Source organism: Gordonia sp. B8661-1 (assembly GCF_059427765.1).
In genome coordinates this window covers 63882-83571 of record NZ_JCAHRL010000013.1, presented here as the reverse complement: position 1 = coordinate 83571, position 19690 = coordinate 63882, and the positions used below count along the sequence as shown (strand labels likewise).

At 65.8% G+C, this 19690-nt stretch carries 27 protein-coding genes; 16 read left to right on the top strand and 11 right to left on the bottom strand.

Annotation, left to right across the window (positions count from 1 at the left end; all coding sequences use genetic code 11):
- Positions 1 to 851, top strand: an 851-nt coding sequence (locus AC4JJG_RS20285; protein WP_495405818.1) for an HAD-IC family P-type ATPase, incomplete at its 5' end; no start/stop codon positions are given.
- Here AC4JJG_RS20285 and AC4JJG_RS20280 read toward each other — a convergent pair.
- A complete protein-coding gene (locus AC4JJG_RS20280; protein ID WP_223258964.1) occupies positions 789 to 2852 on the bottom strand; it encodes a cytochrome c oxidase assembly protein in 2064 nt (687 codons plus the stop codon). The genes AC4JJG_RS20285 and AC4JJG_RS20280 overlap by 63 nt on opposite strands.
- Positions 2853 to 2907: 55 nt before the next feature.
- Here AC4JJG_RS20280 and AC4JJG_RS20275 point away from each other — a divergent pair, with 55 nt between their 5' ends.
- Complete coding sequence (locus tag AC4JJG_RS20275) at positions 2908 to 3567, top strand: DUF5134 domain-containing protein (RefSeq protein ID WP_055476902.1); 660 nt, start codon at positions 2908 to 2910, stop codon at positions 3565 to 3567.
- A gap of 92 nt (positions 3568 to 3659) precedes the next feature.
- On the opposite strand, the gene AC4JJG_RS20270 is transcribed toward AC4JJG_RS20275, so the two are convergent.
- Both AC4JJG_RS20270 and AC4JJG_RS20265 read right to left on the bottom strand, forming a co-directional pair.
- Complete coding sequence (locus AC4JJG_RS20270; RefSeq protein ID WP_055476920.1) at positions 3660 to 4001, bottom strand: DUF3703 domain-containing protein; 342 nt, start codon at positions 3999 to 4001, stop codon at positions 3660 to 3662.
- Positions 3988 to 4338 (bottom strand): ArsR/SmtB family transcription factor, encoded by a 351-nt coding sequence (locus tag AC4JJG_RS20265; RefSeq protein WP_078111946.1) that lies wholly within the window; start codon positions 4336 to 4338, stop codon positions 3988 to 3990. Before AC4JJG_RS20265 ends, AC4JJG_RS20270 begins: the two co-directional genes overlap by 14 nt.
- A gap of 183 nt (positions 4339 to 4521) precedes the next feature.
- Here AC4JJG_RS20265 and AC4JJG_RS20260 point away from each other — a divergent pair, with 183 nt between their 5' ends.
- Positions 4522 to 4860, top strand: coding sequence for a hypothetical protein (locus AC4JJG_RS20260; RefSeq protein WP_055476903.1), 339 nt, complete (start codon positions 4522 to 4524; stop codon positions 4858 to 4860).
- Positions 4861 to 5502: 642 nt separating this feature from the next.
- On the opposite strand, the gene AC4JJG_RS20255 is transcribed toward AC4JJG_RS20260, so the two are convergent.
- The 4 genes from AC4JJG_RS20255 to AC4JJG_RS20240 form a co-directional block, all read right to left on the bottom strand.
- A complete protein-coding gene (locus AC4JJG_RS20255) occupies positions 5503 to 5844 on the bottom strand; it encodes a hypothetical protein (protein ID WP_055476904.1) in 342 nt (113 codons plus the stop codon).
- Positions 5841 to 6206, bottom strand: a complete 366-nt coding sequence (locus AC4JJG_RS20250) for a hypothetical protein (protein ID WP_139115549.1) — start codon at positions 6204 to 6206, stop codon at positions 5841 to 5843. The genes AC4JJG_RS20255 and AC4JJG_RS20250 overlap by 4 nt, the downstream gene beginning before the upstream one ends.
- Positions 6207 to 6211: 5 nt before the next feature.
- Positions 6212 to 6433 carry a hypothetical protein gene (locus AC4JJG_RS20245; protein WP_055476921.1) on the bottom strand — a complete coding sequence of 74 codons (222 nt, stop codon included), beginning with the start codon at positions 6431 to 6433 and terminating at the stop codon, positions 6212 to 6214.
- Between the two features lie 167 nt (positions 6434 to 6600).
- On the bottom strand, positions 6601 to 6807 hold the full coding sequence (locus AC4JJG_RS20240; protein ID WP_165630006.1) for a helix-turn-helix transcriptional regulator: 207 nt from the start codon (positions 6805 to 6807) through the stop codon (positions 6601 to 6603).
- A gap of 368 nt (positions 6808 to 7175) precedes the next feature.
- On the opposite strand from AC4JJG_RS20240, the gene AC4JJG_RS20235 reads away from it, so the two are divergent.
- Genes AC4JJG_RS20235 through AC4JJG_RS20225 form a run of 3 tightly spaced genes read left to right on the top strand, consistent with a single transcriptional unit; the run spans position 7176 to position 9655 of the window.
- The gene (locus tag AC4JJG_RS20235; protein ID WP_055476907.1) at positions 7176 to 8168 is read left to right on the top strand and encodes a hypothetical protein; all 993 of its coding nucleotides are present in this window, start codon (positions 7176 to 7178) and stop codon (positions 8166 to 8168) included.
- 39 nt (positions 8169 to 8207) lie between these two features.
- Complete coding sequence (locus AC4JJG_RS20230) at positions 8208 to 8549, top strand: hypothetical protein (protein WP_055476908.1); 342 nt, start codon at positions 8208 to 8210, stop codon at positions 8547 to 8549.
- Between the two features lie 17 nt (positions 8550 to 8566).
- Complete coding sequence (locus AC4JJG_RS20225) at positions 8567 to 9655, top strand: hypothetical protein (protein ID WP_055476909.1); 1089 nt, start codon at positions 8567 to 8569, stop codon at positions 9653 to 9655.
- A 262-nt stretch (positions 9656 to 9917) separates the two neighbouring features.
- Here AC4JJG_RS20225 and AC4JJG_RS20220 read toward each other — a convergent pair whose 3' ends face one another.
- Positions 9918 to 10154 (bottom strand): helix-turn-helix domain-containing protein, encoded by a 237-nt coding sequence (locus tag AC4JJG_RS20220; protein ID WP_055476910.1) that lies wholly within the window; start codon positions 10152 to 10154, stop codon positions 9918 to 9920.
- A 125-nt stretch (positions 10155 to 10279) separates the two neighbouring features.
- Positions 10280 to 10657 (bottom strand): hypothetical protein, encoded by a 378-nt coding sequence (locus tag AC4JJG_RS20215; RefSeq protein WP_204719020.1) that lies wholly within the window; start codon positions 10655 to 10657, stop codon positions 10280 to 10282.
- Between the two features lie 84 nt (positions 10658 to 10741).
- Between AC4JJG_RS20215 and AC4JJG_RS20210 the strand changes: the two genes are divergently transcribed.
- The 4 genes from AC4JJG_RS20210 to AC4JJG_RS20195 all read left to right on the top strand — a co-directional run bounded on the left by AC4JJG_RS20210 (position 10742) and on the right by AC4JJG_RS20195 (position 15669).
- Positions 10742 to 12532: a DNA cytosine methyltransferase gene (locus AC4JJG_RS20210; protein WP_226513390.1), complete on the top strand. Its 1791-nt coding sequence runs from the start codon at positions 10742 to 10744 to the stop codon at positions 12530 to 12532.
- A 125-nt stretch (positions 12533 to 12657) separates the two neighbouring features.
- Positions 12658 to 13326 (top strand): type IV toxin-antitoxin system AbiEi family antitoxin domain-containing protein, encoded by a 669-nt coding sequence (locus AC4JJG_RS20205; protein ID WP_055476912.1) that lies wholly within the window; start codon positions 12658 to 12660, stop codon positions 13324 to 13326.
- Positions 13326 to 14357, top strand: coding sequence for a nucleotidyl transferase AbiEii/AbiGii toxin family protein (locus tag AC4JJG_RS20200; RefSeq protein ID WP_055476913.1), 1032 nt, complete (start codon positions 13326 to 13328; stop codon positions 14355 to 14357). The genes AC4JJG_RS20205 and AC4JJG_RS20200 overlap by 1 nt, the downstream gene beginning before the upstream one ends.
- A 58-nt stretch (positions 14358 to 14415) precedes the next feature.
- A complete protein-coding gene (locus tag AC4JJG_RS20195) occupies positions 14416 to 15669 on the top strand; it encodes a PIN-like domain-containing protein (protein ID WP_204719019.1) in 1254 nt (417 codons plus the stop codon).
- A 54-nt stretch (positions 15670 to 15723) separates the two neighbouring features.
- Here the strand turns inward: AC4JJG_RS20195 and AC4JJG_RS20190 are convergent, their stop codons facing one another.
- A complete protein-coding gene (locus AC4JJG_RS20190; protein WP_495405817.1) occupies positions 15724 to 16215 on the bottom strand; it encodes a hypothetical protein in 492 nt (163 codons plus the stop codon).
- 32 nt (positions 16216 to 16247) lie between these two features.
- A complete protein-coding gene (locus AC4JJG_RS20185) occupies positions 16248 to 16502 on the bottom strand; it encodes a hypothetical protein (RefSeq protein ID WP_204719017.1) in 255 nt (84 codons plus the stop codon).
- A 118-nt stretch (positions 16503 to 16620) separates the two neighbouring features.
- Between AC4JJG_RS20185 and AC4JJG_RS20180 the strand changes: the two genes are divergently transcribed.
- From AC4JJG_RS20180 to AC4JJG_RS20155, 6 genes are all read left to right on the top strand, one after another.
- The gene (locus AC4JJG_RS20180) at positions 16621 to 17295 is read left to right on the top strand and encodes a DUF6349 family protein (RefSeq protein WP_204719016.1); all 675 of its coding nucleotides are present in this window, start codon (positions 16621 to 16623) and stop codon (positions 17293 to 17295) included.
- Positions 17292 to 17666 carry a helix-turn-helix domain-containing protein gene (locus tag AC4JJG_RS20175; protein WP_239582590.1) on the top strand — a complete coding sequence of 125 codons (375 nt, stop codon included), beginning with the start codon at positions 17292 to 17294 and terminating at the stop codon, positions 17664 to 17666. Before AC4JJG_RS20180 ends, AC4JJG_RS20175 begins: the two co-directional genes overlap by 4 nt.
- A gap of 308 nt (positions 17667 to 17974) precedes the next feature.
- Positions 17975 to 18205: a glutaredoxin-like protein NrdH gene (gene nrdH, locus AC4JJG_RS20170; RefSeq protein WP_495405816.1), complete on the top strand. Its 231-nt coding sequence runs from the start codon at positions 17975 to 17977 to the stop codon at positions 18203 to 18205.
- Between the two features lie 76 nt (positions 18206 to 18281).
- Entirely contained in the window at positions 18282 to 18692 is a 411-nt protein-coding gene (locus tag AC4JJG_RS20165; RefSeq protein ID WP_182374584.1) for a hypothetical protein, read from the top strand.
- Entirely contained in the window at positions 18689 to 19111 is a 423-nt protein-coding gene (locus tag AC4JJG_RS20160) for a hypothetical protein (protein WP_182374583.1), read from the top strand. The genes AC4JJG_RS20165 and AC4JJG_RS20160 overlap by 4 nt, the downstream gene beginning before the upstream one ends.
- A 3-nt stretch (positions 19112 to 19114) precedes the next feature.
- Positions 19115 to 19681 carry a DnaB-like helicase N-terminal domain-containing protein gene (locus AC4JJG_RS20155; RefSeq protein WP_182374582.1) on the top strand — a complete coding sequence of 189 codons (567 nt, stop codon included), beginning with the start codon at positions 19115 to 19117 and terminating at the stop codon, positions 19679 to 19681.
- Positions 19682 to 19690 lie beyond the last annotated feature (9 nt).

Below are 19690 nucleotides of genomic sequence, written 5' to 3'. Positions count from 1 at the left end.
GATCATCAACACAGCCGCCTCAGCGGCATGACACCGACACTGTCACCCGATCGTGCAGCAGTCCCATCGCCGCAGCGGCCGGTCCGCAGTCCCTTCCTGCACCGGTCGAGGTGGTCACCGACGTCGGCAGTGGCGTGCGTGGAGTGATCGACGGCCTGAGGGTGCAGGTGGGCTCGCCGACGTGGATTGCCCGTACCGCTGCGGTGCCTGCCGCGCTCGACGCGCAGCGCGCTGACGTCGAACGCTCTGGTGGCACCGCGGTGTACGTCGCGGTCGACGATGCAGTTCGGGGCCTCATCGACATTCGCGATAGCGCCAAACCCTCTGCTCGCCAGGCAGTCGATGAGTTGCACCGCATGGGACTTCGCACGTTGTTGGTCACCGGCGACAACGCCGGCGCAGCGCAGCGCGTAGCAGCGCAGGTCGGCATCGATGACGTGACCGCCGGGGTGCTCCCGGCTGAGAAAGTGGCCATCATCGACGACGCGCGCAGGAGCGGTGCCTGTGTGGCGATGGTCGGTGACGGCATTAACGACGGGCCCGCTCTGGCTTCGGCGGATCTGGGCATTGCTATCGGTGGCGGTACCGATGTCGCTATCGGCGCCGCCGACATCGTGTTGGTGCGCGACGATCTCACCACCGTCGCGTTGGCCCTGCACCTCGCCTCGGCCACCCGACGGACGATGCGCACCAATCTGGCATGGGCGTTCGGTTACAACATCGCCGCACTGCCGCTTGCTGCCGCTGGACTGCTCAACCCCCTGATCGCCGGGGCGGCAATGGCCTTGTCATCGTTTTTCGTCGTCTCCAACAGCCTGCGTCTGCAGAACTTCGCGCGTGTAGACCACTGAGGGTGACAGTTGCTGGGTCGGTGCCAGCTGAGACACCATCGCTGCGACGGTTCGAGAGTCGCTGCCATCAATGGCGACGGACTCGGGCAGATCGGGCCGGCGTTCGGCACGCACCCACTGCACCAACAGCACCAGGCAGACCACCACCATCGGAATCTCGCTGATCACTGCGGCCACCACACCGCCCGCCCACTGCGTGCGCGCGAGGTCGGGACCCCACGGCAGTTGCAACTGGCTGTAGAAGGATTCACCGATCACCGTCGTGGAGGTCATCAGTGCGATACCAAAAATGGCGTGAAAAGGCATGACGGCGAACAGCAGACCTAGGCGCGCCAGAATCGGCAACTGCTTGGGGCCCGGGTCGATCCCCACAGAGACCCAAAAGAACAGGTACCCAAGGGTGATAAACAGCACGCTCATCAAGACGTGCCCCCAGTGGTAGCGGACGAGTACGTCGAACACCGGTGTGAAGTACACCAGAAACGACGAGCCCACAAACAACGCGAACGCGACAACTGGATTGAGCAGTAGGTGCACGCCTCCAGAGCCGAGCAGAGTCAGCAGTCCCCGCCGGCACGCCGCTCCACCAGTGTTACCTGCCGTTGGCAGCACCCTCAACAGCAACGTGATCGGTGCGCCACCCACCAGCAGAATAGGTGCGATCATGGTCAAAGCCGTGTGTTCGGCCATGTGCACGCTGAACAGAGCATTGCCGTAGGCCTTCAATCCGGAGCTGGTGGATACCACCACCACAGCGCAGCCCGTGACCCATGACGCGGTCCGCCGTATCGGCCAGCGATGTCCACCGCCCCGCTCCCGCCTGGCGGCTACGACATATCCCACGGCGCTCACCACCGCTGCCACACCCACCACAAGATCAACACGCCACAACGACACCAGCGACCCGACACCGGGCGGGCCAGGAAGCGAATAACCCAGGTACACGTCCCACGCAGTGAATGGGTGGGCAATCAACCCGGGTGCGACCCGGGTGTCCATCACCGCCCAACACGCCACCGCTGCCAGCGCAGCCCCCGCGGCAAGGGAAGAAGCAGTTGCCGACATCGGCACACCCCGGCGCAGGCGCACAACATCGGCGATCACAAGCACCGCCAGTACACCCACCAACAGCCCCGCAGCGCGACCGAAAGCCGACGACCACACGCCCGGAGTCCGCAGCAGCACCACCACACACACCGCGCCCACCAGAGCTGTCACATCGGCGCCCAAGACGACATAGCTGACACGTCGGTCGGCCGCCCTGTCGATGGTCGCCGACCCCAAACCACGAGCCCTAAACCGGTCGGCCCACCGCAGCCCCACCGACACCGCCAAGCTCGCCGCGAACACAATCACCGCGCCGGTCGTGTAATCGTGGTCAGGCCCCTGCGCGGCATTACCGACCACAGGCAGCGCGAGCACCCCGACCGTCGCGGGAACCACCAGCGCCACCTGGACCGACCACCGCAGCGACACCGAACCGACCAGCACCACGACACCCGCTGCCGCCACAACCAGCCACGCCAGCGCCGGCAAACTCACACTGAACGCGTAACCAACCTTGCCGCTGGACACCATCGCGCCCACGGACACACCAGTGGTGTCCGCGGCCGACGTAACCGCCATCAGCACCGCAACAACCACACCAAACCCTGCAGCGCGGCGGACGCGGCGAAACACCGGATACACCGCAGCGTCAATGAACCCCTGCGAGTCGGGAGACGCGGTGAGCACCACCGAAACTAACCCTCCGAGGACCGCCGCAGCCAACGCAAAGCCAGCAAAATTGCCGACCACATCGGCCACAGCCGTACCCATCCCCGGGTAAGGATCCGCACTCTCGACATAGCGAGTGGCCCCGGACGCCCAGGCGTACACCGCCAACACCAGCATCAGCCCACCGACCAGCAACGGCGCCACCACCCGAAGAGGAACTGCGCGCAGCAGTCGCGACTGGATTGACGAGGTGTCAGCCTCCGGCAACGCCTTTGATTCGCCCACCAACCGTATGCTACTACTGCGCATAGTAGTTAACTCACATGGATCGAGGGCCGCGGTGATCGACGACCTACTCCTGCGGTGGATCGTCACCGCCATGTTCGCGATCGGAGCGATCGACAGCATTCGCACCCTAGCCGCCCACCGCAGCGACCTGCGGCTCTCAGTCGTGCACTGCCTCATGCTCCTGATGTCGCTGGCGATGATCGTCATGGCGTGGCCACAAGGCAATCAGCTCCCACTGCTGCCTCTGATGCTGCTCTTCGCTCTCGCCACAGCAATCGCGGTCGTCTTCGCGGTGCCGAAGACGACCGCGCGGCGGCTTTACGTCTCTACCGCAGTGATGATGGCCTCGATGGTGTGGATGTATGCGGTGATGAGCCGGCACAATTCCACATCCGCCGTTCCCGCTGCCACCGCCCCCGCACACCACGGAGGCCCGTCGGGGGCCGACGCCATCAACGAGATGACACCGCTGCACGGCCCGTCATCAGATCCCATGTGGATGGGGTCGGTCACCTTGCTACTCGTGCTCGGCTTCCTCGCGCTCACCCTCTACTGCGCAGCCCGGTCAATTCAGCTGCCACGCACCGCGGCCCCAGCGCCACCACTGTCAAACGCTGTAGCGACGCTTCGCCGCCCGCATCTAGAGTTCTCGTGGATATGCCACACGTTAACCGCCGGTGGGACAGGAATCATGTTCGCCGCTCTACTCTGACAGGCCACCCGAGCCTCAGAGTGAGCGGTCATTCCCGATATCGCTACGGCCGCCGCGCAGCGCATGCTCATCACTGTCGCGTCTGCGGCTGTTCATGACCGTAACGCAGAAGCGATATCGCCGGGAACCGGCATCGGGCGCATCAGACCGGCGGCAACACGTCCGGTGTTGCCCTCGGGGTAGCGTCCGCTCAGCGATCCGGGAGCGGAAACGATGATGCGCACCACCTGGCCGAGCGCTTCGCGCCGATCATGTTGGTGCACAGCGAATCTGAACATCGAAATGTGGTTCTGAGTATGCAACCACGGGTCCGGCTGGGACACGATGTGGGCGCGTTCAAGATGGTGCCAGCGCTGCTCTGCCACCTCGGCGGCGGCGGCCGCTGCCATCTCTGCCCGGTAGAGGTCACGGGCTGCCTCACTAATGCGAGCCATCGCCAGCCTCCTCGGCGCAGCACGGATCATCCAACGCAAGTACCAGCCCGAGTAGATCGTCGAGTGCATGACCAATCCGGCTATTAGCCAGTTCATACCGACTCCGTCGACCCTCAGGTACCGCGACCACCAAACCGCATCCCCGTAGGCAGGCCAGGTGATTCGACAACGTTTGCCGCGACACCCCAATCGCCTCAGCCAAGTCCGCCGGATAGGCTCCACCATGGCGCAACCGAACCAACACCTGCGTTCGCGTCGAATCGGATAGTGCGTATCCAAACCTCGTCAACGCGTCATGCTGCGCTTCTACCACCGTGCTCACGCCAAAATGATACATGACTCGATGTATTCACGCACATCTGAACAGTAAAGGTCAGGACTTCCGTCCGGCTCGATTAAGGCATAATCCTTTGCCTGTGCCTGACATAGCATAAGTTATCGGCGAAATATGTTGTGCTGCTTTATATTACGTCACCAGTGACGTAATGCAACGCGAACTAGCAGTTCAAGGAGACCGATCATGGCAACGCGGACCACGGTGCGCACCGAGTTCCTGTGCGACGTTTACACCTGCGCACTTGAAGGCGGTATCGGCTACTGGTCGACCTGTACCGACTATCGCTGGAGCAGTGATCCGCGAGCGACTGTCGAGGAAAGCTCCGGCGATCCGCACGTGATCACGCTCGACACGATCGCCCGGGGCGTGAACTCCATCGTCAATGGCGCAGCAATGATTCCGGATGTGCAGCGTCGTAGGATCGCCGCCGCTGTCCGCACCCACGATGCCGAGACCATCGACGCGACAGATGCAGACGCCATTGTTCAGGCGGCACTGTTTGGCTCCCTCGTCTACGGGTGAGACCAGCGGTCACTGCGGTCTCGACGAGCTGAGGTGTTTCCGATTGCGGTGCCGATGTAGTGCTGAGCGGATAGTGGGCCCTGGTCCGAGTTCTTTCGCGATCGACAGTTCGCCGGCCATCAGCAACGCCAACCACCCGAGAATGGCTAGCGTCCATCCTGCCCCGACGAAGACTCCCGACGGCCACGCGGTGGCGGTAATCCGCCAGAGCGCGCAGAAGCCAGCGAGGAGCACGCCGACGGGCAGGGTAGCCAGGCCGACCAGGCCGGTGGTCCATTTGAACCGGGCGGGCGGCGGTGTAGGTCCAAGCTCAGGGTGCGGCTGCCAGCGCACCGCCCGAACAGGTTGTGTTGCCGCGTCTATGACAGCGGCCACGCCGAATCTCGACCAGTAGACGAGGCCGCTCAGGAGCAGGATCTGCCAGACGAATCCGGCCGCTACCGCTTGATTCAATGCGGCGTCCTTTCTTCACGGTCTGAACAGGCGTGATTGGTGGCTCAATCGCCGATGCGCGATGCGCACCGCCGGCAGAAGGTACCGGTGTGTTGACGGGTATGCCCATCGGGTAGCCGTTGGGTTTCCGTCGCGAGGGTGGGGCTGTGGCCTACTACGGCGCAGATGACGGGTATCCCTGTACCGCTGTCATATTCGGCGTCGGAACGCACCCAAGAACTTCATGCGCAACGCGACAAACGCCGCGACGCCTACGCCCACGGCGATGACGATCGCCAGGGGGAATGGCAGCACCGTGCGGAAGAAAATGAGCCCGGCAATCATGATCGCCGCAGGGATCAGCAGGGTCATGACGATGAAAGAGCGAGACTCGCCGTCCTCGCTCGGTGTCTGGCGCCCTCCGAGTATGAGTCCGATAGTCGCCGCGCCCACCCAGAACACCGCAATCATCACCCATCCCACGGCCGCGCCCCATGCGCCGGACGGGACGATCGACGTGTCGGGAAAGTTGGCGTCAGCAGCAAGGATCATCGGCGTTGTCCTTCCGGATTGGTTCGACCGGTGTCGAAGCCGAGGGCACGAAGGTGCTGGACATCGGGAATGCGAACCCGCGCAATGAGGAAGCACTCGACCGCTCCCGCAACAAGCACCACAGCGCCGCACACCCACGTCGTGGTGTTTCCGTCGTTGAGGGCGGCTGCGGTGGCGCCGCATACGACTGTGATCGCCGCAAAGGTCATCGCAACTCGCTGGAATTGCCGTGCACGGGCAACAGCGGTCGCGGCGTCCTTGTGTGGGCGAGGCTGAAAACGGTTAACGCGTTGCCGAATTACCCCGGCGGTGATTATTGTGACGGCTCCGGCAAAGAGCAGGATGATCGCCGTGGTTTCCATAGGTGTTATTTCCTTCTGTTGGCGATGAGCGCGAGGACTTCGGCGACTTCCTCGTTCTCAGTGACCTCGCCGCGTGCCGAGCGGGTCAGGAACTCAATGTCGTCACGTTGCGGGTTCCAGCCGTCGAGGACGTTGTTGTCGATCGCCTGCACGACACCGCGGACCTGCAGATCGGTGAGTCCTGAGAACAACTCCGGCCAACGGGCGATCCACTGTGACTCGATCATCACTCACCTTTCGGATTGGTTCACCTGTAAGGCACTGTCGCACAGTGGTCCGACAGTCTCGCGTCGGCGACACTGCGGTGGGCGGGGGTGAGCCCTACCAAGGGCCGTCATCTCCACCATCGACGCCCGACTCGATGCCACGATGCGTCCGAGAGTCACACAGGTCATCAATCCGGAAGTAGCTGCGAAGCAGGTATGTCGAAGTGGTCAGCGATCCGGTACAGCGTCCCGACGGTGATGTTCTCACCGCCGGACTCGATCGCCGACAAGTGTGTCCGGTGCACGCCAACAGCTTTGGCTACTTCGGCCTGCGTCTGACCGCGACCGGTCCGCGCGTCACGCACCCGGCTGCCCAGCTCCCGAAGTCTCTCCACGATGTTGACTATAACCCACACCTATGTAGACTAAAACCATCATCGCTGATGATGCGGTGAACCTTCGCTGCCGACTCGGGCAGAAACAAGAGTGGTCCGCGGGTGCTGGAACACCCACGGACCCGACGCACACCACGGAAAGGGCCGTGACATGCACCAATGCCCCACTCTAATCGAACAAGCCTCCGGCTATCTCGCCGCCGATCACACCATCCGCCGCATCACCCCGACCGCCCGGGCGAGCGCCGCAGCGGCGATCCTGGCGCACTACCCGCCGACCTCGGCGTTCGATGCTGGATTCCGACAGCGGCTTGTCGAGTTCACTCCTGACGTGGCGTCTGCCGATCAGCGAAAGGGGCGGTAGGCCAATGGAGTTCGCAACTCTCGGAGTCCTGGCCGACGCAGCTCCCCTCATACCGGAGGCCCCTGAGGCCTTTGTGCAGGTGGCGGCCAATCTCGGATGGGGGGCCTCGATCATCGGGGTGGTCATCTTGTTGGGGGCGGGCCTGCGAGCCGCCATTGCGAAGAAATCAGGCGGGGGCGCCGCCGCCGTCGTTCCACTTGCGGTCGGTGGTGTCATCCTCTCCTCCGTCGGACTCGTTCTGACACTGGTCGGCCCCGGCCCGGATCGGGACAGGCAGCCAACCTCCCCCGACGCGTCCCCCGCGCCACCGCCGCCGGCCCCGGCCGAGCAGACACCGTCTGCCCCCGAGGCGCCCACCGACTACACGACGCTGTGGATCATCTGCGGAGCCGCCGCGGCCAGCCTCATCGTCATCGCTGTCGCGGTTCTCGCCTGCCACAAAGTGAGCCAAGCACGTTCTCGCCGAGCCGTTCTGGTGACGAGTGTGCGTGCTCAGTGGGTCAAGGCGGCCGACGTCCTGGGCTCCATCGACGCCGAGTACGCCGCCTACCACGCCGACCTCGCCGACCGGTTGTTCGCGCGCCCACTCCTCGACGACACCAACGATCCCCGCACCGCGGCGTTCCTCGACGCCTACACCGCGGCCCACGCTGCGGCCTACGACTCCCGGCCCCTGGACAGAGACCTCGCCGACCGTGCCGTCGCCACCGCCCTCGCTGCCCGCGACGCACGGGACAGTGCCTCACGCCATGCCCGCGAGACCGGCCTGAACATCCAGCCCGCCAAGCGTGGAAAGCTCACCCGAGCACGCAAAATGCTCGACCAGGCACTGGACCCGACCATCACCGACGCCTACCGCGACAACCTGCTCGACCGCATCACCACACTCATCGCCGAGGCCGGCGCACGCCGCATCCCACCGGTCCGGGCGCTGGTCGCAGAAGCTGTTCAGCGGCAACTCAACACGGCAGTCTGTCGGCCGCAGCTGCAACAATGACCCACATTGAACGCCACCGACCTACGAAAGGGGTCAACCGTGTGGTCCTTCCTGTACTTCGCCGTCGCCTTGCAATTGGCCGGAGTCCTCGCCCTGGCTGTCGCCAACTCGGCATACCCACACCGTCGCCGAGGGGTGCGTCTGCTCGCGGCCGCACCCCCGGTGGCCTCGACCGTCACCCTTGTGACCGGCGCAGTCCTCACGATCGCCTCCGGCCAGTACCAGGCCGGCGACGTAACTCTAATCACCCTCATGGCGATCTTCTGCACCGTCGTCAACGTTTTGATCCTCGGACTGTTCGGATTCTGGGCCGAGCTACGCCGCGCGCTGGACAACCGTCGGCGGTCGTCCGGCCCGCCGGACATCGAATCCATTCCCTGACGAAGGGTCCGCATCTAGTGAACGACAGGACGATTCGCGCCGGCACCGACCGCGCCGACTTCGTCGCGCACGTCGCCGAACGCATCCGCACCCATCCCGACCCCCTGCTGAGGGCGCGGGCAGTCCAGATCGTCCTCGCCGCAGACGGCGTGCAGGCGAGCGGCAGCTTGGCAGACCCCAGAGGCGCTGTGATCGCTCACAATGAGCTACGCAGGCGGGTGGACGAGCTGGCCGCGGCCGCGGAGCTGGCCGACCTCAAACAGGACTTCCGCCTCAGCGGACAGCACCCGGCTCGACATGGCGGCGACATCGCCTTCTATGGCTTCTTCGGACTGACGGGTCCAGCAGCGTACCTCCTCGGCGCCTTCGGCTTCGAGCTGCCGCCGTCCCTGGACGGGTTCAACGTCGTAGCAATGGTCATGGCCGCTCTCACCCCCATCGCCGCCTACTGGTGCTACTACACCCTTCACCACTCCGGCCAGGATGCTCGCGGCTGGCAGGGCATAGTTGAACAGGCCGCCCACGTCGCCTACGCCGGTCGCGACGACGACACTCCCGACCAGCCGTCCGTCGCCGGGGACGACGACCTCGCCCGGCGCCGAGCCGCCGCCGCCCGCTCGCTCGATGACCTGCTCGCCGCCTGGGGGCACTACAAACTCGACACCGAAGCCTGGTACCTCACCAAACCCCTGCTGCACGACACCACCGGCACCGTTGCCACCACGGTCGCCTACACCAGCGCCATGACCGATCTCGCGGCCGCCGTCGACGCCCTAGGCGAACACTCCACCGCCAACGACGTCGACCACACACTGGCCCTCGCCGACCGCGCCTGGGCGGCCTGGCACGACGCGAATGACCACGCCGCCGCCGTCGGGCTCGACGATCGCAGCCCCACCGAACGCGCCGCGCTGCAACGCCTCAACAAACTCGTCACCCGACTCACCCGCAGCAGCGCCGACGATCCCGAACTCGCCGCAGTCAAACGCGACATCACCGCCTGCCTCGACCGCATCCACACCGTCTCGGTGTCCTGGGCCGACATCGCCGCACTGCCCGCCCTCGACCAGCAACTCATCCCGCAGTTGCCCACCGGCGCCGCCTGAGGCCACGTCGCCGAGGCGGCCAGCAGGAAGTGTCTGCGATCACAAACGCCAAGTGCGCGCGCGGCGGTGACTACAGCAAAGAGACGATTTGCTAGTGTGGCGGGACGTTCTTCTGAGTTGCCACACCCAACCGAAGATCGTTCCTCACAGGATAGGAGGGGAGGGCGGCGAACTCCCCCGAATGTGCAGCCCCCTCCCCTCCCTCCTGGCTACGCGCGGCGACGACCAGCCGGTGCGGGTCTTCACTGAGGGTCGTGGAGTGTTAGCGCCCGATCTGCTGAAGTAGTTGCGAAATCGGCACTTTCAGCGCTCCGGCGATGCGCGCCAGGGTGATGACGGTTGCCCGCCGCGATCCGTCTTCCACGCCGCGCAGCATGTTGCGCTCGACGCCGGCCTCGAGACCAAGGGCCCGCTGACTGAGGCCCAGTTCCTCGCGGCGGGTCGTGATCGCTTCTCCGAGAGCGCGTAGCAACGCAGGTTCGTCGATGTCGACGGCCATGACGGCTCCTCCTCCCCTGTCGCCCGCCAGGTCGGCGGGCACACTCGGCATGGCTGAGCCTACCGGCGAGGTCGCCACGGGCGGCAGGACGACGGCGGTGCGCCCGGCCGACGCGGGACAGCTACTCACTGCGCGGGTTTCACGATCGTCACGGTCAGCTGGTCGTCGTCGATGTGCTCGTCGAACTCCTCAATGGCCAGCCAGTGGCCGCAGACGTACTGGTCGCGCTCGGAATCGTCCATCGCTGCCCACTGCTCGGGCAGCGGGCCGACATAGCGCTGCACCCGGCGTACCAGATACGACCGCTCGACAACCTCGGTGCGCGCCAGCTCCGGCATCGCTTGCTCGACCAGCCCGACCAGGGCGGCGGCCGCGTCATGTTCAGCGTCGACACCTCCTGCGAGGTCGCAGGCTTGGCGCCACTGCTCGATGCCTGCGGCGATCGCTCGCGCATGACCACTCATCGGTGTTGCCGCGCAGTTGTTTTCGGTGGTCGTTGCCATGTGCTGCTCCTTCTTGCTCCGTGCCTTGATGGTTGCCTATAGGCTACCGTCAATGGTAGTCTATAGGCAACCACCGAGGATGGAATGAGCGAGGAAGCGACGATCATGGGGCACATCATCTCGAAGACAGCGGAACATCGACCGGCGCTGCGCCGTAGACGATTCCGTCACGACAACCCGACCGCGCTGGACTTGTTCTCGGGATTCGGCGGATTCACCCAGGGCATCGAGGCCGCCGGATTCGACACTATCGTCGGGGCCAACCACAACCGCTACAAGGTCGAGGTGCACGAGGCCAACCACCCGCATGTCGAGCACTGGATCGCCGATCTGATCAACACCGACTCCGACACCTACCACTCGGTGCGCGAACTCCCGGCGGCCGATCTGCTGGTCGCCGGGGTGACCTGCACCAACCATTCCCAGGCCAACACCCAGCGCGCCTACGCACAGGGTCTGACGTTGTTCGACCTCGACGACCCCGAGTTCGAGGAACGCGCCACCCGATCCGAGCGGGACCGCGCAACGGCCAACTGTGTGCTGCACTACGCCGACCAGCACCACCCCCTGCTGATCCTGGTCGAATGCACCACCGAGTTGCAGTCCTGGGGTCCAGCGGTCCCCGGCCGACGCAAGGTCGGCGACGGGTCGACGTATCGGTGGTGGCTGCGCGAGATCACCAAGCTCGGCTACGAGCACAAGGTGCTCTACCTCAACTCGATGTTCTTCGGCGTCCCACAGAGCCGGGACCGGCTCTACATCGTGTTCTGGGACCGCACACTGCCCGCCCCCGACCTCGACCACCGCCCCCAGGCGTGGTGCGGCCCCTGCGACGAGGCCGTCGAGGCGATGTGGGCGTGGAAGACCGGCGTGCCCGCGAGCGGATCGGTGCGCTACGGCAAGCAGTACAACTACCGCTGCCCGCGTTGCTTCGGTGAGGTCTCCCCCACCGCCACACCGTCGCTGACCGCCTTGGACCTCACCCACCTGGGAACCCGGATCGGCGAGCGGGCCAAGCCGCTGGCCCCGGCGACCATGGCCCGCGCGGAGCGGTGCCGTCAGAAGTTCGCCGAGTTCCCCGCCGTGCTGATGCCGGCCAAGGCCCAACGCGGCGTGGAACGCCACCCGCTGCAACCGATGTCGACGCAAACCTCGCAGCAAGAGACCGCGCTGCTCAGTACCGGCGCGATCATGGTCGCCGCCGGAAACACCTTCGAGCGCCCCGGATCGCAGTGCCGGACCCGAACCCTGGGGCAGCCGCTGTGGACCCAGACCGCCACCAACGCCACCGGCCTGCTCACTCCCCCGGTCGCGATGGCCATCAACAACTTCCAGGGCGCACCACGCGGCCTCGATGAGGCGCTGCCCACCCAGGGCGGTTCGGAAACCCTGAGCATCGTGTCCTCCGGTGTGGTGCCCTTCCGCAAACACACCACCCCGACCAGCCACGCCCAGGCCATGCCGACGGTCACCGCCGAACAGACCCCCGGCCTGCTCACCGCGACCGGCGACCCCGCGCTGCTCGCGGGCTGGTTCAAGCAGAACGGCAGCACCGGCACCGAGACCGCCGCGCACCCGCTCACCGATCCGCTGGGCACCCTGACCAGCCGCGACACCACCGCCCTGCTGGCCACTCACTGGCGCGACGCCCTCGCCGACATCCCGCTCGATGAGTGCTTCTTCCGCATGATGACCCCGCACGAGGTCGGCCGCGGCTGCGGATTCGACCCCGACTTCGGCGACCACAAGGGCACCTTCACCGTCTGGGGCAAAGGCCGCGACCAGATCGACGGCTACGGCAACGCCGTCACCCCACCCGTCCCGCTGTGGATCGGCACCCGCCTACGCGAAGTCCTGCACCCCACCAGCGGATGATGACGTCGACCGCCCCGGCACACCGTGACCACTGTGCCGGGGCATCCGGCCCAGTCCACACGGACGGGCCGCGCTCGGACAGCTCGGAAAGCCTCACCGATCACGCCCGTTGCTATTATTGCTGCATGATTGACGCTGGCCGGTGGGGTGCGATCCGCGACCTGGCTGATCGCCAGTTCGGGCTGTTCACCACCGCCCAGGCCCGCAACCTCGGCGTCGCGCCGTATGTCCTGGCTCGCCTCGCTTCCCGTGAGGCCATCGTCCGGGTACACCACGGTGTCTACGAGGTCCCCGAGTCCTCGGCCTGGACCACGCTCGGTGACTGGGCGGCACAGTGGTTGGCGCTGCACCCCGCCGCTGACATCGAGGACCGCCGCACCCACCCTGACAGCGTGGTGAGCCACGCCGCCGCCGCCCAGGTCCTTCGGCTGGGCACGATCACCGCATCCGGGCTCGAGCTGAGCAGCCCGCATCGCATCAACGTCCGCGACCCGTCGGTGCGCACCTGGCGCCGGCCGATCGGTGACCGCGGCCGCGACTGGGACCTCGTCGACGGACTGCCGGTGACCACACCCGCGCGCACCGTGGTCGACCTGCTGCTCACCCACGGCGACGGCGGGCACATCGGGACCGCGCTGCACACCTGCCTGACCGAATCGCTGGTCGACGCCGACGAGCTGATCGCGGCATGTGATCGGGCCGCGCCGCGCTGGAAGTACGCCTCGGGTGCTGAGCTGTTCGCCTCGTTGCTCGATCAGGCCCAGATGCCGGCCGAACCGGTGCTGGTCGGCTGATGGCGTATGCGTCCGAAGAGGCCTTCCGTGCCGGGCTGAAAGCCCGCCTGTCCGCCGAGGCTCGGACGAGCAGATTCAGCCGTGACGAGCTCGCTCAGACCGTGACCCTCCAGTTGTTCCTGGCCCGGCTGTTCCGCTCCCCCGACGCCGACCAGTGGATCCTCACCGGCGGCACCGCCCTGCAATTCCGGGCGCCGACCCAGGCCCGCCCCACCGCCGACGCCGACCTGGCGACCCGCCTCGACGCCGAACACATGCAGCACTCGCTGCGCCAGGCCGCCCACCCCGGACCCGGCGACTTCGGCGAGTTCGACATCACGATCACCGCGACTCGTAGCCCGGGCTTGTTCGCCGGGCGTATCCGTTACAACCTTGCCGGACAACGGTTCTCCGACGCCACGCTCGACCTCGCGACCCACCGGGAGATGCTGCTACCGCCCGAGACGATCAGCCCGCGCCCGGTGCTCGCGCTCGACGAACTCGACCCCATGCCCGTGATCCGGATGCAGGCCGCCGCCGAAGCAGTCGCCGACAAAGTCGCTGCCCTCTACGAGCTGCACGGCCCCCACGGCGACAGCCCCTCGACCCGCGCCCACGATCTGGTCGACCTCGTCATCCTCGCCCGCACCCAGTCGTTCGACGCCGAGCAGCTGCATGCTGCGATCTGCCACCAAGAACAGCGCCGCGACCTGACGATCCCTGCGCCGTTGGTGCTGCCCAACCCGACCTGGGAGCGCGACTACCCAGAGCGCGCCGCGCACAGCGGCTTGCCGGCGCACCTGCACCAGGCCGACGCCGCGCTCACGGCCGCCAACAGCCTCATCGAACCGATCCTGACGGGCGCGACCGAGAACGGCCAGTGGAACCCCGACGACGGTGTCTGGACTTCGGACAGGCCACGTTCGATCGGAGAACTGCTCGCCGACACCCGTGCTGCACAGGCGGCACCGCGCACACCGGCACCGGGGACCTCCCCGCGGCCATCGTCGCGTAGCACAGAACGCTCCCGCGACCACGGACCCGAGCTTTAGATTTGACCAGCGGCCCCGCCGCAAAGCGGGAATGGCGCAGCGAAGGCAGGAGGACGCGATGCGTGATGTGTTCGGTGAGTGGTACTCCGATGGCGACGATGAGCGCCGCGATTTCGTCACTCAGGCCAGAATTGCGTTGGATGCCAACGTCCTGCTGGGCCTGTACCGGATATCGAAGGAGTCCCGCGAGAAGATCCTCGTCCAGCTCGAACGGGACGATATCCGTCCGCGCCTCTTCCTTCCCTACCGCGCCGGCTTCGAATACCACCGTCAACGACTGTCCGTCGCAGCCGATCACGCCAAGCAATACACCAGAGCGACGAGCATCATCTCGGGAGTCAAGGGCAAAGGCGTCAATAGTCAGCTCCTGCAGGAACTTCGCGCGGCTATCAGGGAAGTCAAGGACACCGGAGTACAGAAACGACTACTCGACGCGGCGGACACGGCATTCAAGGAAGCCGCGACTACCATCGACGGAGCGATACGGGCAGAGCGTGAGTCGAACATCCTCCACCCCAAACAAATTCAGACAGATGACCCAATCCGGGATCGTATCGAGAAGCTGTTCACCGATGCCGGTCAGATCGGTCGTCGGCGGACATCGACCGACCTCCGGGCATGGGAGGACCAGGCACGTGCTCGGCTCGCCGCTGCCATGCCCCCCGGGACCGGAGTCGATGAGTCCAAGCGGGACGGCGGGATCGGTGACCCACTCATCTGGATGGAGATGATGGACCTGGCCCGAGCTGTCGAGCAGGACGTGCTGTTTGTGAGCGACGACATGAAGGCAGACTGGCGTCAGATCGTTGACGACAAGGACTTCGGGCCTCTACCTGACCTTCTGCGTGAGTTCGCTGACGAAACCGGCCAGCGATACCACCACGTGAACTCGGACACCTTCCTCGAAGACCTCAACACCTATCTCGACGCCGATGTGGACGACGATGTGATCGACGAGGTCAAGAATGCACGCATTTCTGTCTCCGATTCTGGTTCGAGGATCGTTCTGCCCGAAGAGACTATGGAGCGCCTGAGGGAATGGGTTCGCACCAACGAGGCGTTTGACACGACGCTGCGCTCCGAGGCGTTCCGGAACTTCATGTACGGGGAAGACAATCCCGCATCTAAGTCGTTCCAGAAGTTTATGTACGGGCCAGGCAATCCGGCATCTAAGGCGTTCGCACAGTTCTTGCGCAGCGAAGTGAACCCGGCGCTCTCCAATACCGATTCCGGCGAGCGACTAGAGGCCGTCAATCACGAGGACGATCGGGACGAAGACCCGCACGATGACGACGACAAGCCGCCCGCATAGACCCAGTGCATTCACGTCGCTGGCGTGCCGCGAACGCCACCCGTCGTCAGGCCCTTAGGTCTCCTGGCGGTAGATCGGGCAGCCGCACGAGGTGTTGCAGGCGAAGCTCCAGGTGGGGTGGGCGGCGTGGGTGTGTACTCCCCAGGGGTGCCCGCATTCGCAGTCGGGGAAGAACTGTCGGTCCCAGCGGTCGCAGAGGTCGTTGACGGTGAGCGTGCTTGACGGGTAGCCCACGGCGCCCCGGAAGCCGACGCACTGGTATTTCGACCAGGTGGGGTCGACCTCGACCGGGCATCCGAGGTAGCCCAGGTCGTGGTTGATGACCAGCCCGTAGTCGAAGGTGTTCTGTCCGCAGCGGCCACACCAGTCCTCACCGGTCGGCACGGGTTGGCCGTCGGGTCGACCGGCCCGACGCTGCTCCCACAGCTGACGCAGGGCCGCGATTTCGGCATCGAGGCGACGTTGCTCTTCGATGCGCTCGGCGGTGCCGTCGAGCAGATCGAGCAGGTCGATGTCGTTGTGGTCGGACGATGTGCGGCGCGTCATGGGGTGTCCTCTCAGATGACGTCGTGGCGGCGTCAGATGGCGGCGTAGATCGGGGTGCGGGTCAGGAACAGGCATTCGCGGTTCTCGTCATCGGCCAGGATGATCCCGATACCGGTGGTGAGGATTTCGGCGAGACCGAGCGCCCACTGGGACCAGGTCAGATCAACCATGGCGTGCACGTGCTCGATGGGTACCAACTCAGGATGTCCGCTCTGGAGCACGTTGGTGGCGCGGATGATCTCGCGTGCGCTCGGGCTGGCGGCGATGTTGCTGTAGCTCCACGACATGCGAGGCTTCCTTTGTGTCGAATGTTGCTGTGGTGGTGCATGTTCTGAGCGTCTTACCCACCAGAGCGCTGCACCTTATAGGGTTCACAATATGCACCCTATGGAGTACAGTCAAGTTATGACCACAACCACTCTCCCGATGAAGCCGACCGCGCCGTCCTCGCACGGCCTGCAGCTCGACATGTTCGCCGAGGCGGCACGCGATGAGCGTGCGCACGCTGAACGCACAACCGGTGTCCCTCGCTTGTATGTCCTGCGGTGCAACACGATTGCCGACTACGAGCACGCGATGACGCAGTGGAGGAAGGCGTGGCCTGATCTCGCCTGCCTGCGCGACTCGCACGGCTGGCACGTCGCGATCGGTGAGTACGCGAGCAGCCGCGAACCGACCGACACGTGCATCCCGATCACCCTGCAAACCGACCTCCGATGCAACCGGACCTCGCACCGCGGTTGCCTGTGCGTGGGTGATCTGGTCTCGCGCAGCTTCTGCCGAGGCTGCGGCTGGCACTCCGAGGTTGTCGGCGACGACACCGACGCTGCGTTGCTGGGCCTGGATCACTGCTTCCCGGGATGGCGCGACGACCCGATCGTGCCCTCGGCGCCCTACGACGACGGACCCAAGCGCCGCACCCGCCGCAATTGGGAAACCACTGTCACCGAGCTACACGGCACCGAACGGCCCCAGGGCTACCCGATGATCACCCGACGGGGACCGCACGGGTGGCGGGCGGTGCCAGGCCGATCGCTGTGGGGCGGCTACGACGTCGCCGCCGAAACGCTCGGCCGATGACCGACACCACCGATCGAGCCGTGCCCGGCCTGCGTGCCGGGCACGGCACGCACTCGTCGTCGGTCGGCTCTGGCAAGCTCGACACCACACAACCACCCACCGCCCCCGAGAGGCCCGAATCCATGTCGAGCGAACCGTCCGCCATCAGCGTCGACGAGACCGCCGTCATGACCGCCGTCGGAGCAGCGATCGTCGCCCGCCGCACCGAACTCAAGATCAGCCAGCAAGCCCTGGCCCGCACCGTCGGCACCAGCCGGACCTTCCTGCGCGGCATCGAGGCCGGTGAGCGCGCGCCGACCGTGGTCACACTGACCCGGATCGCTCGCGCCCTGCACACCACACCTAGCGCACTGATCACCACCATCCGCTGACCCGGCCCCGCCACTACTCTCTGGCGCCGCCAGCCGCCATCCCACGAGGGCCAGAGCCCTCTTGCCTACCGGCGCAGTCATGCAACTCCCTGCAATTCCGAAGGTATTCGGTGCGCGTTTCTGTGGAGATTTCCGAACGCATAAAAAGAATCCCGGAATAGGCGACGTGGAGGGCATTCAAAGGACCCCTAACAGCAGGTCGCGGTGCTTTTCTTCAAATGCTGAAATACGTTGCAGCCCTTGCATATACAGCTCATTAGGTATAGAATAGAAGAAAGCAAACAGCCACCGAAAGAAAGGTTTCAGAAATGACGATCACCGTGTACACCAAGCCCGCCTGCGTCCAGTGCCACGCCACCTACAAAGCGTTGGACAAGCAGGGCCTGACTTATCAGGTGGTCGACATCAGCGCCGACGACCAGGCCCGCGACTTCGTGATGAGCCTGGGCTACCAGCAGGCGCCGGTCGTGGTTGCCGGCGACACGCACTGGTCGGGGTTCCGCCCCGACCGGGTCAAGGCGCTCGCCACCGCCGCCTGACCCGCACGTCCCCAGAAACGGGTGTCGCACTTGCCGTCGACGACACCCACCAGCACACCGACCAAGGAGAACCAGGATGAGCCGTCCATCCACCACCAGCGCCACCAACGACCACACCCAGTGGACCTTCGGTGGCCTCGCGATCGCCGCCGACAACGCCTCACTGTGGGCAACCCAAGCCGCAGATCCCGCTGACACCTCCGCACCCCACGTGCAGGCCACACTCGCCGACGTCGAGGGCGACCTCGTCGTCAGAATCGCCGTTCCCGACGGCCTCACCTTCGTGGCCAACTTCGACGAGGGCGTCATTCAGATCACCATGGCCAACATCCATTCGGACTGCTGCCAGAGGTGCGGGGAACACTTCAGCGATCCGCACGCACCGGAATGCGAGATCGGCGCCGCCGAAGAGACCGCGCTCGCCGCCCAGGACGACACCGCCATGCTCGCCGCCCTCGAGGCCCGCGCCGAACGGCGACTGCGATGAGCTACACCCTCGACGCCGCCCTCGCCCACATCACGGCCACCACCGGGTTGGTGTTCACCCGCACCACCTTCGGCTCGCAGCGCAGCGGGCACCTCGCCTACACCCGCACGCGCGACGCCGTGGTGATGATCGACAACGACTGGCAGGCACTCATCGACAACGGCGCCGGTGTCTTCGCGCCGAGCAACCCGCGATGGACGCCCGTCCACCCGATCGTCATCGCCGTCTACAGAGATGGTGACCTTACCGGCCTCCCGCTCACGGAGGTGTCCACCCGCCGCGCCGACATTGCTGTGCTTCCCCACCTGCTCGATCAGGCCCTCGAACTGGCCGAGCGCGCCCGCCCGGTGTACGGCCACTTCCTCAACTACGACTACGACGGCCGCGGCGACACCGAACGACGCCGCCAGGTGATCTGACCCATGCCCGCCGCGACCCCACCCGACCCGTCGGTGAGCGCCGCCCACCACGACGACGTGGCGCTCACCGACGGTCACGGGTGGGCCAGCGACACCGGCCACGCCGAGGTCCTGTTCCTCTCGGCGCTGCTGTGGGCCACACCCGCCCACCACGACGACCTCGCCGACGTCGTCGGCCTGGTCCGCGCTGAGGACTTCTACGTGCCCGCCCACGGGGCGCTGTTCACGATCATCGCCGAACTCATCGCCGACGGCGCCCGCCGCGCGCACGACGCCACCACCGTCGCCCACGAACTACGTCGCCAGGGACGTGCGGCCACCCTCGGCGCCGAGCACCTCACCCGTGCGCTCGTCGCGGCGACCTCCGCCGGCGCCGACGGTATCCAGGCCCGCCACTACGCGGCGATGGTCGTCGCCGACGCCTACCGCCGCCGCTACCGCGCCGCCGGAGACGGCATCACCCACGCCGCCGACCACCTCCCCGAAGCCGAACTGTGGGACTACATGTGCGCCCACGGCATCGCCCTGCGCGAGCACCGCACCCGCCTGTCAGACCTGCGCCCGAACTGACACACCGAA

Excerpts from the sequence above, each read along its gene's own strand:
- AC4JJG_RS20175 (WP_239582590.1), top strand. The coding sequence starts at position 17,292 with ATGACCGACACCACCGATCGAGCCGTGCCCGGCCTGCGTGCCGGGCAC.
- AC4JJG_RS20190 (WP_495405817.1), bottom strand. The coding sequence starts at position 16,215 with ATGACGCGCCGCACATCGTCCGACCACAACGACATCGACCTGCTCGAT.
- AC4JJG_RS20155 (WP_182374582.1), top strand. The coding sequence starts at position 19,115 with ATGCCCGCCGCGACCCCACCCGACCCGTCGGTGAGCGCCGCCCACCAC.
- AC4JJG_RS20245 (WP_055476921.1), bottom strand. The coding sequence starts at position 6,433 with ATGATCGAGTCACAGTGGATCGCCCGTTGGCCGGAGTTGTTCTCAGGA.
- AC4JJG_RS20180 (WP_204719016.1), top strand. The coding sequence starts at position 16,621 with ATGACCACAACCACTCTCCCGATGAAGCCGACCGCGCCGTCCTCGCAC.
- AC4JJG_RS20200 (WP_055476913.1), top strand. The coding sequence starts at position 13,326 with ATGGCGTATGCGTCCGAAGAGGCCTTCCGTGCCGGGCTGAAAGCCCGC.
- AC4JJG_RS20165 (WP_182374584.1), top strand. The coding sequence starts at position 18,282 with ATGAGCCGTCCATCCACCACCAGCGCCACCAACGACCACACCCAGTGG.
- AC4JJG_RS20270 (WP_055476920.1), bottom strand. The coding sequence starts at position 4,001 with ATGGCTCGCATTAGTGAGGCAGCCCGTGACCTCTACCGGGCAGAGATG.
- AC4JJG_RS20265 (WP_078111946.1), bottom strand. The coding sequence starts at position 4,338 with ATGTATCATTTTGGCGTGAGCACGGTGGTAGAAGCGCAGCATGACGCG.
- AC4JJG_RS20235 (WP_055476907.1), top strand. The coding sequence starts at position 7,176 with ATGGAGTTCGCAACTCTCGGAGTCCTGGCCGACGCAGCTCCCCTCATA.
- AC4JJG_RS20220 (WP_055476910.1), bottom strand. The coding sequence starts at position 10,154 with ATGGCCGTCGACATCGACGAACCTGCGTTGCTACGCGCTCTCGGAGAA.
- AC4JJG_RS20215 (WP_204719020.1), bottom strand. The coding sequence starts at position 10,657 with ATGGCAACGACCACCGAAAACAACTGCGCGGCAACACCGATGAGTGGT.
- AC4JJG_RS20205 (WP_055476912.1), top strand. The coding sequence starts at position 12,658 with ATGATTGACGCTGGCCGGTGGGGTGCGATCCGCGACCTGGCTGATCGC.
- AC4JJG_RS20185 (WP_204719017.1), bottom strand. The coding sequence starts at position 16,502 with ATGTCGTGGAGCTACAGCAACATCGCCGCCAGCCCGAGCGCACGCGAG.
- AC4JJG_RS20160 (WP_182374583.1), top strand. The coding sequence starts at position 18,689 with ATGAGCTACACCCTCGACGCCGCCCTCGCCCACATCACGGCCACCACC.
- nrdH (WP_495405816.1), top strand. The coding sequence starts at position 17,975 with ATGACGATCACCGTGTACACCAAGCCCGCCTGCGTCCAGTGCCACGCC.
- AC4JJG_RS20250 (WP_139115549.1), bottom strand. The coding sequence starts at position 6,206 with ATGGAAACCACGGCGATCATCCTGCTCTTTGCCGGAGCCGTCACAATA.
- AC4JJG_RS20210 (WP_226513390.1), top strand. The coding sequence starts at position 10,742 with ATGAGCGAGGAAGCGACGATCATGGGGCACATCATCTCGAAGACAGCG.
- AC4JJG_RS20260 (WP_055476903.1), top strand. The coding sequence starts at position 4,522 with ATGGCAACGCGGACCACGGTGCGCACCGAGTTCCTGTGCGACGTTTAC.
- AC4JJG_RS20195 (WP_204719019.1), top strand. The coding sequence starts at position 14,416 with ATGCGTGATGTGTTCGGTGAGTGGTACTCCGATGGCGACGATGAGCGC.
- AC4JJG_RS20255 (WP_055476904.1), bottom strand. The coding sequence starts at position 5,844 with ATGATCCTTGCTGCTGACGCCAACTTTCCCGACACGTCGATCGTCCCG.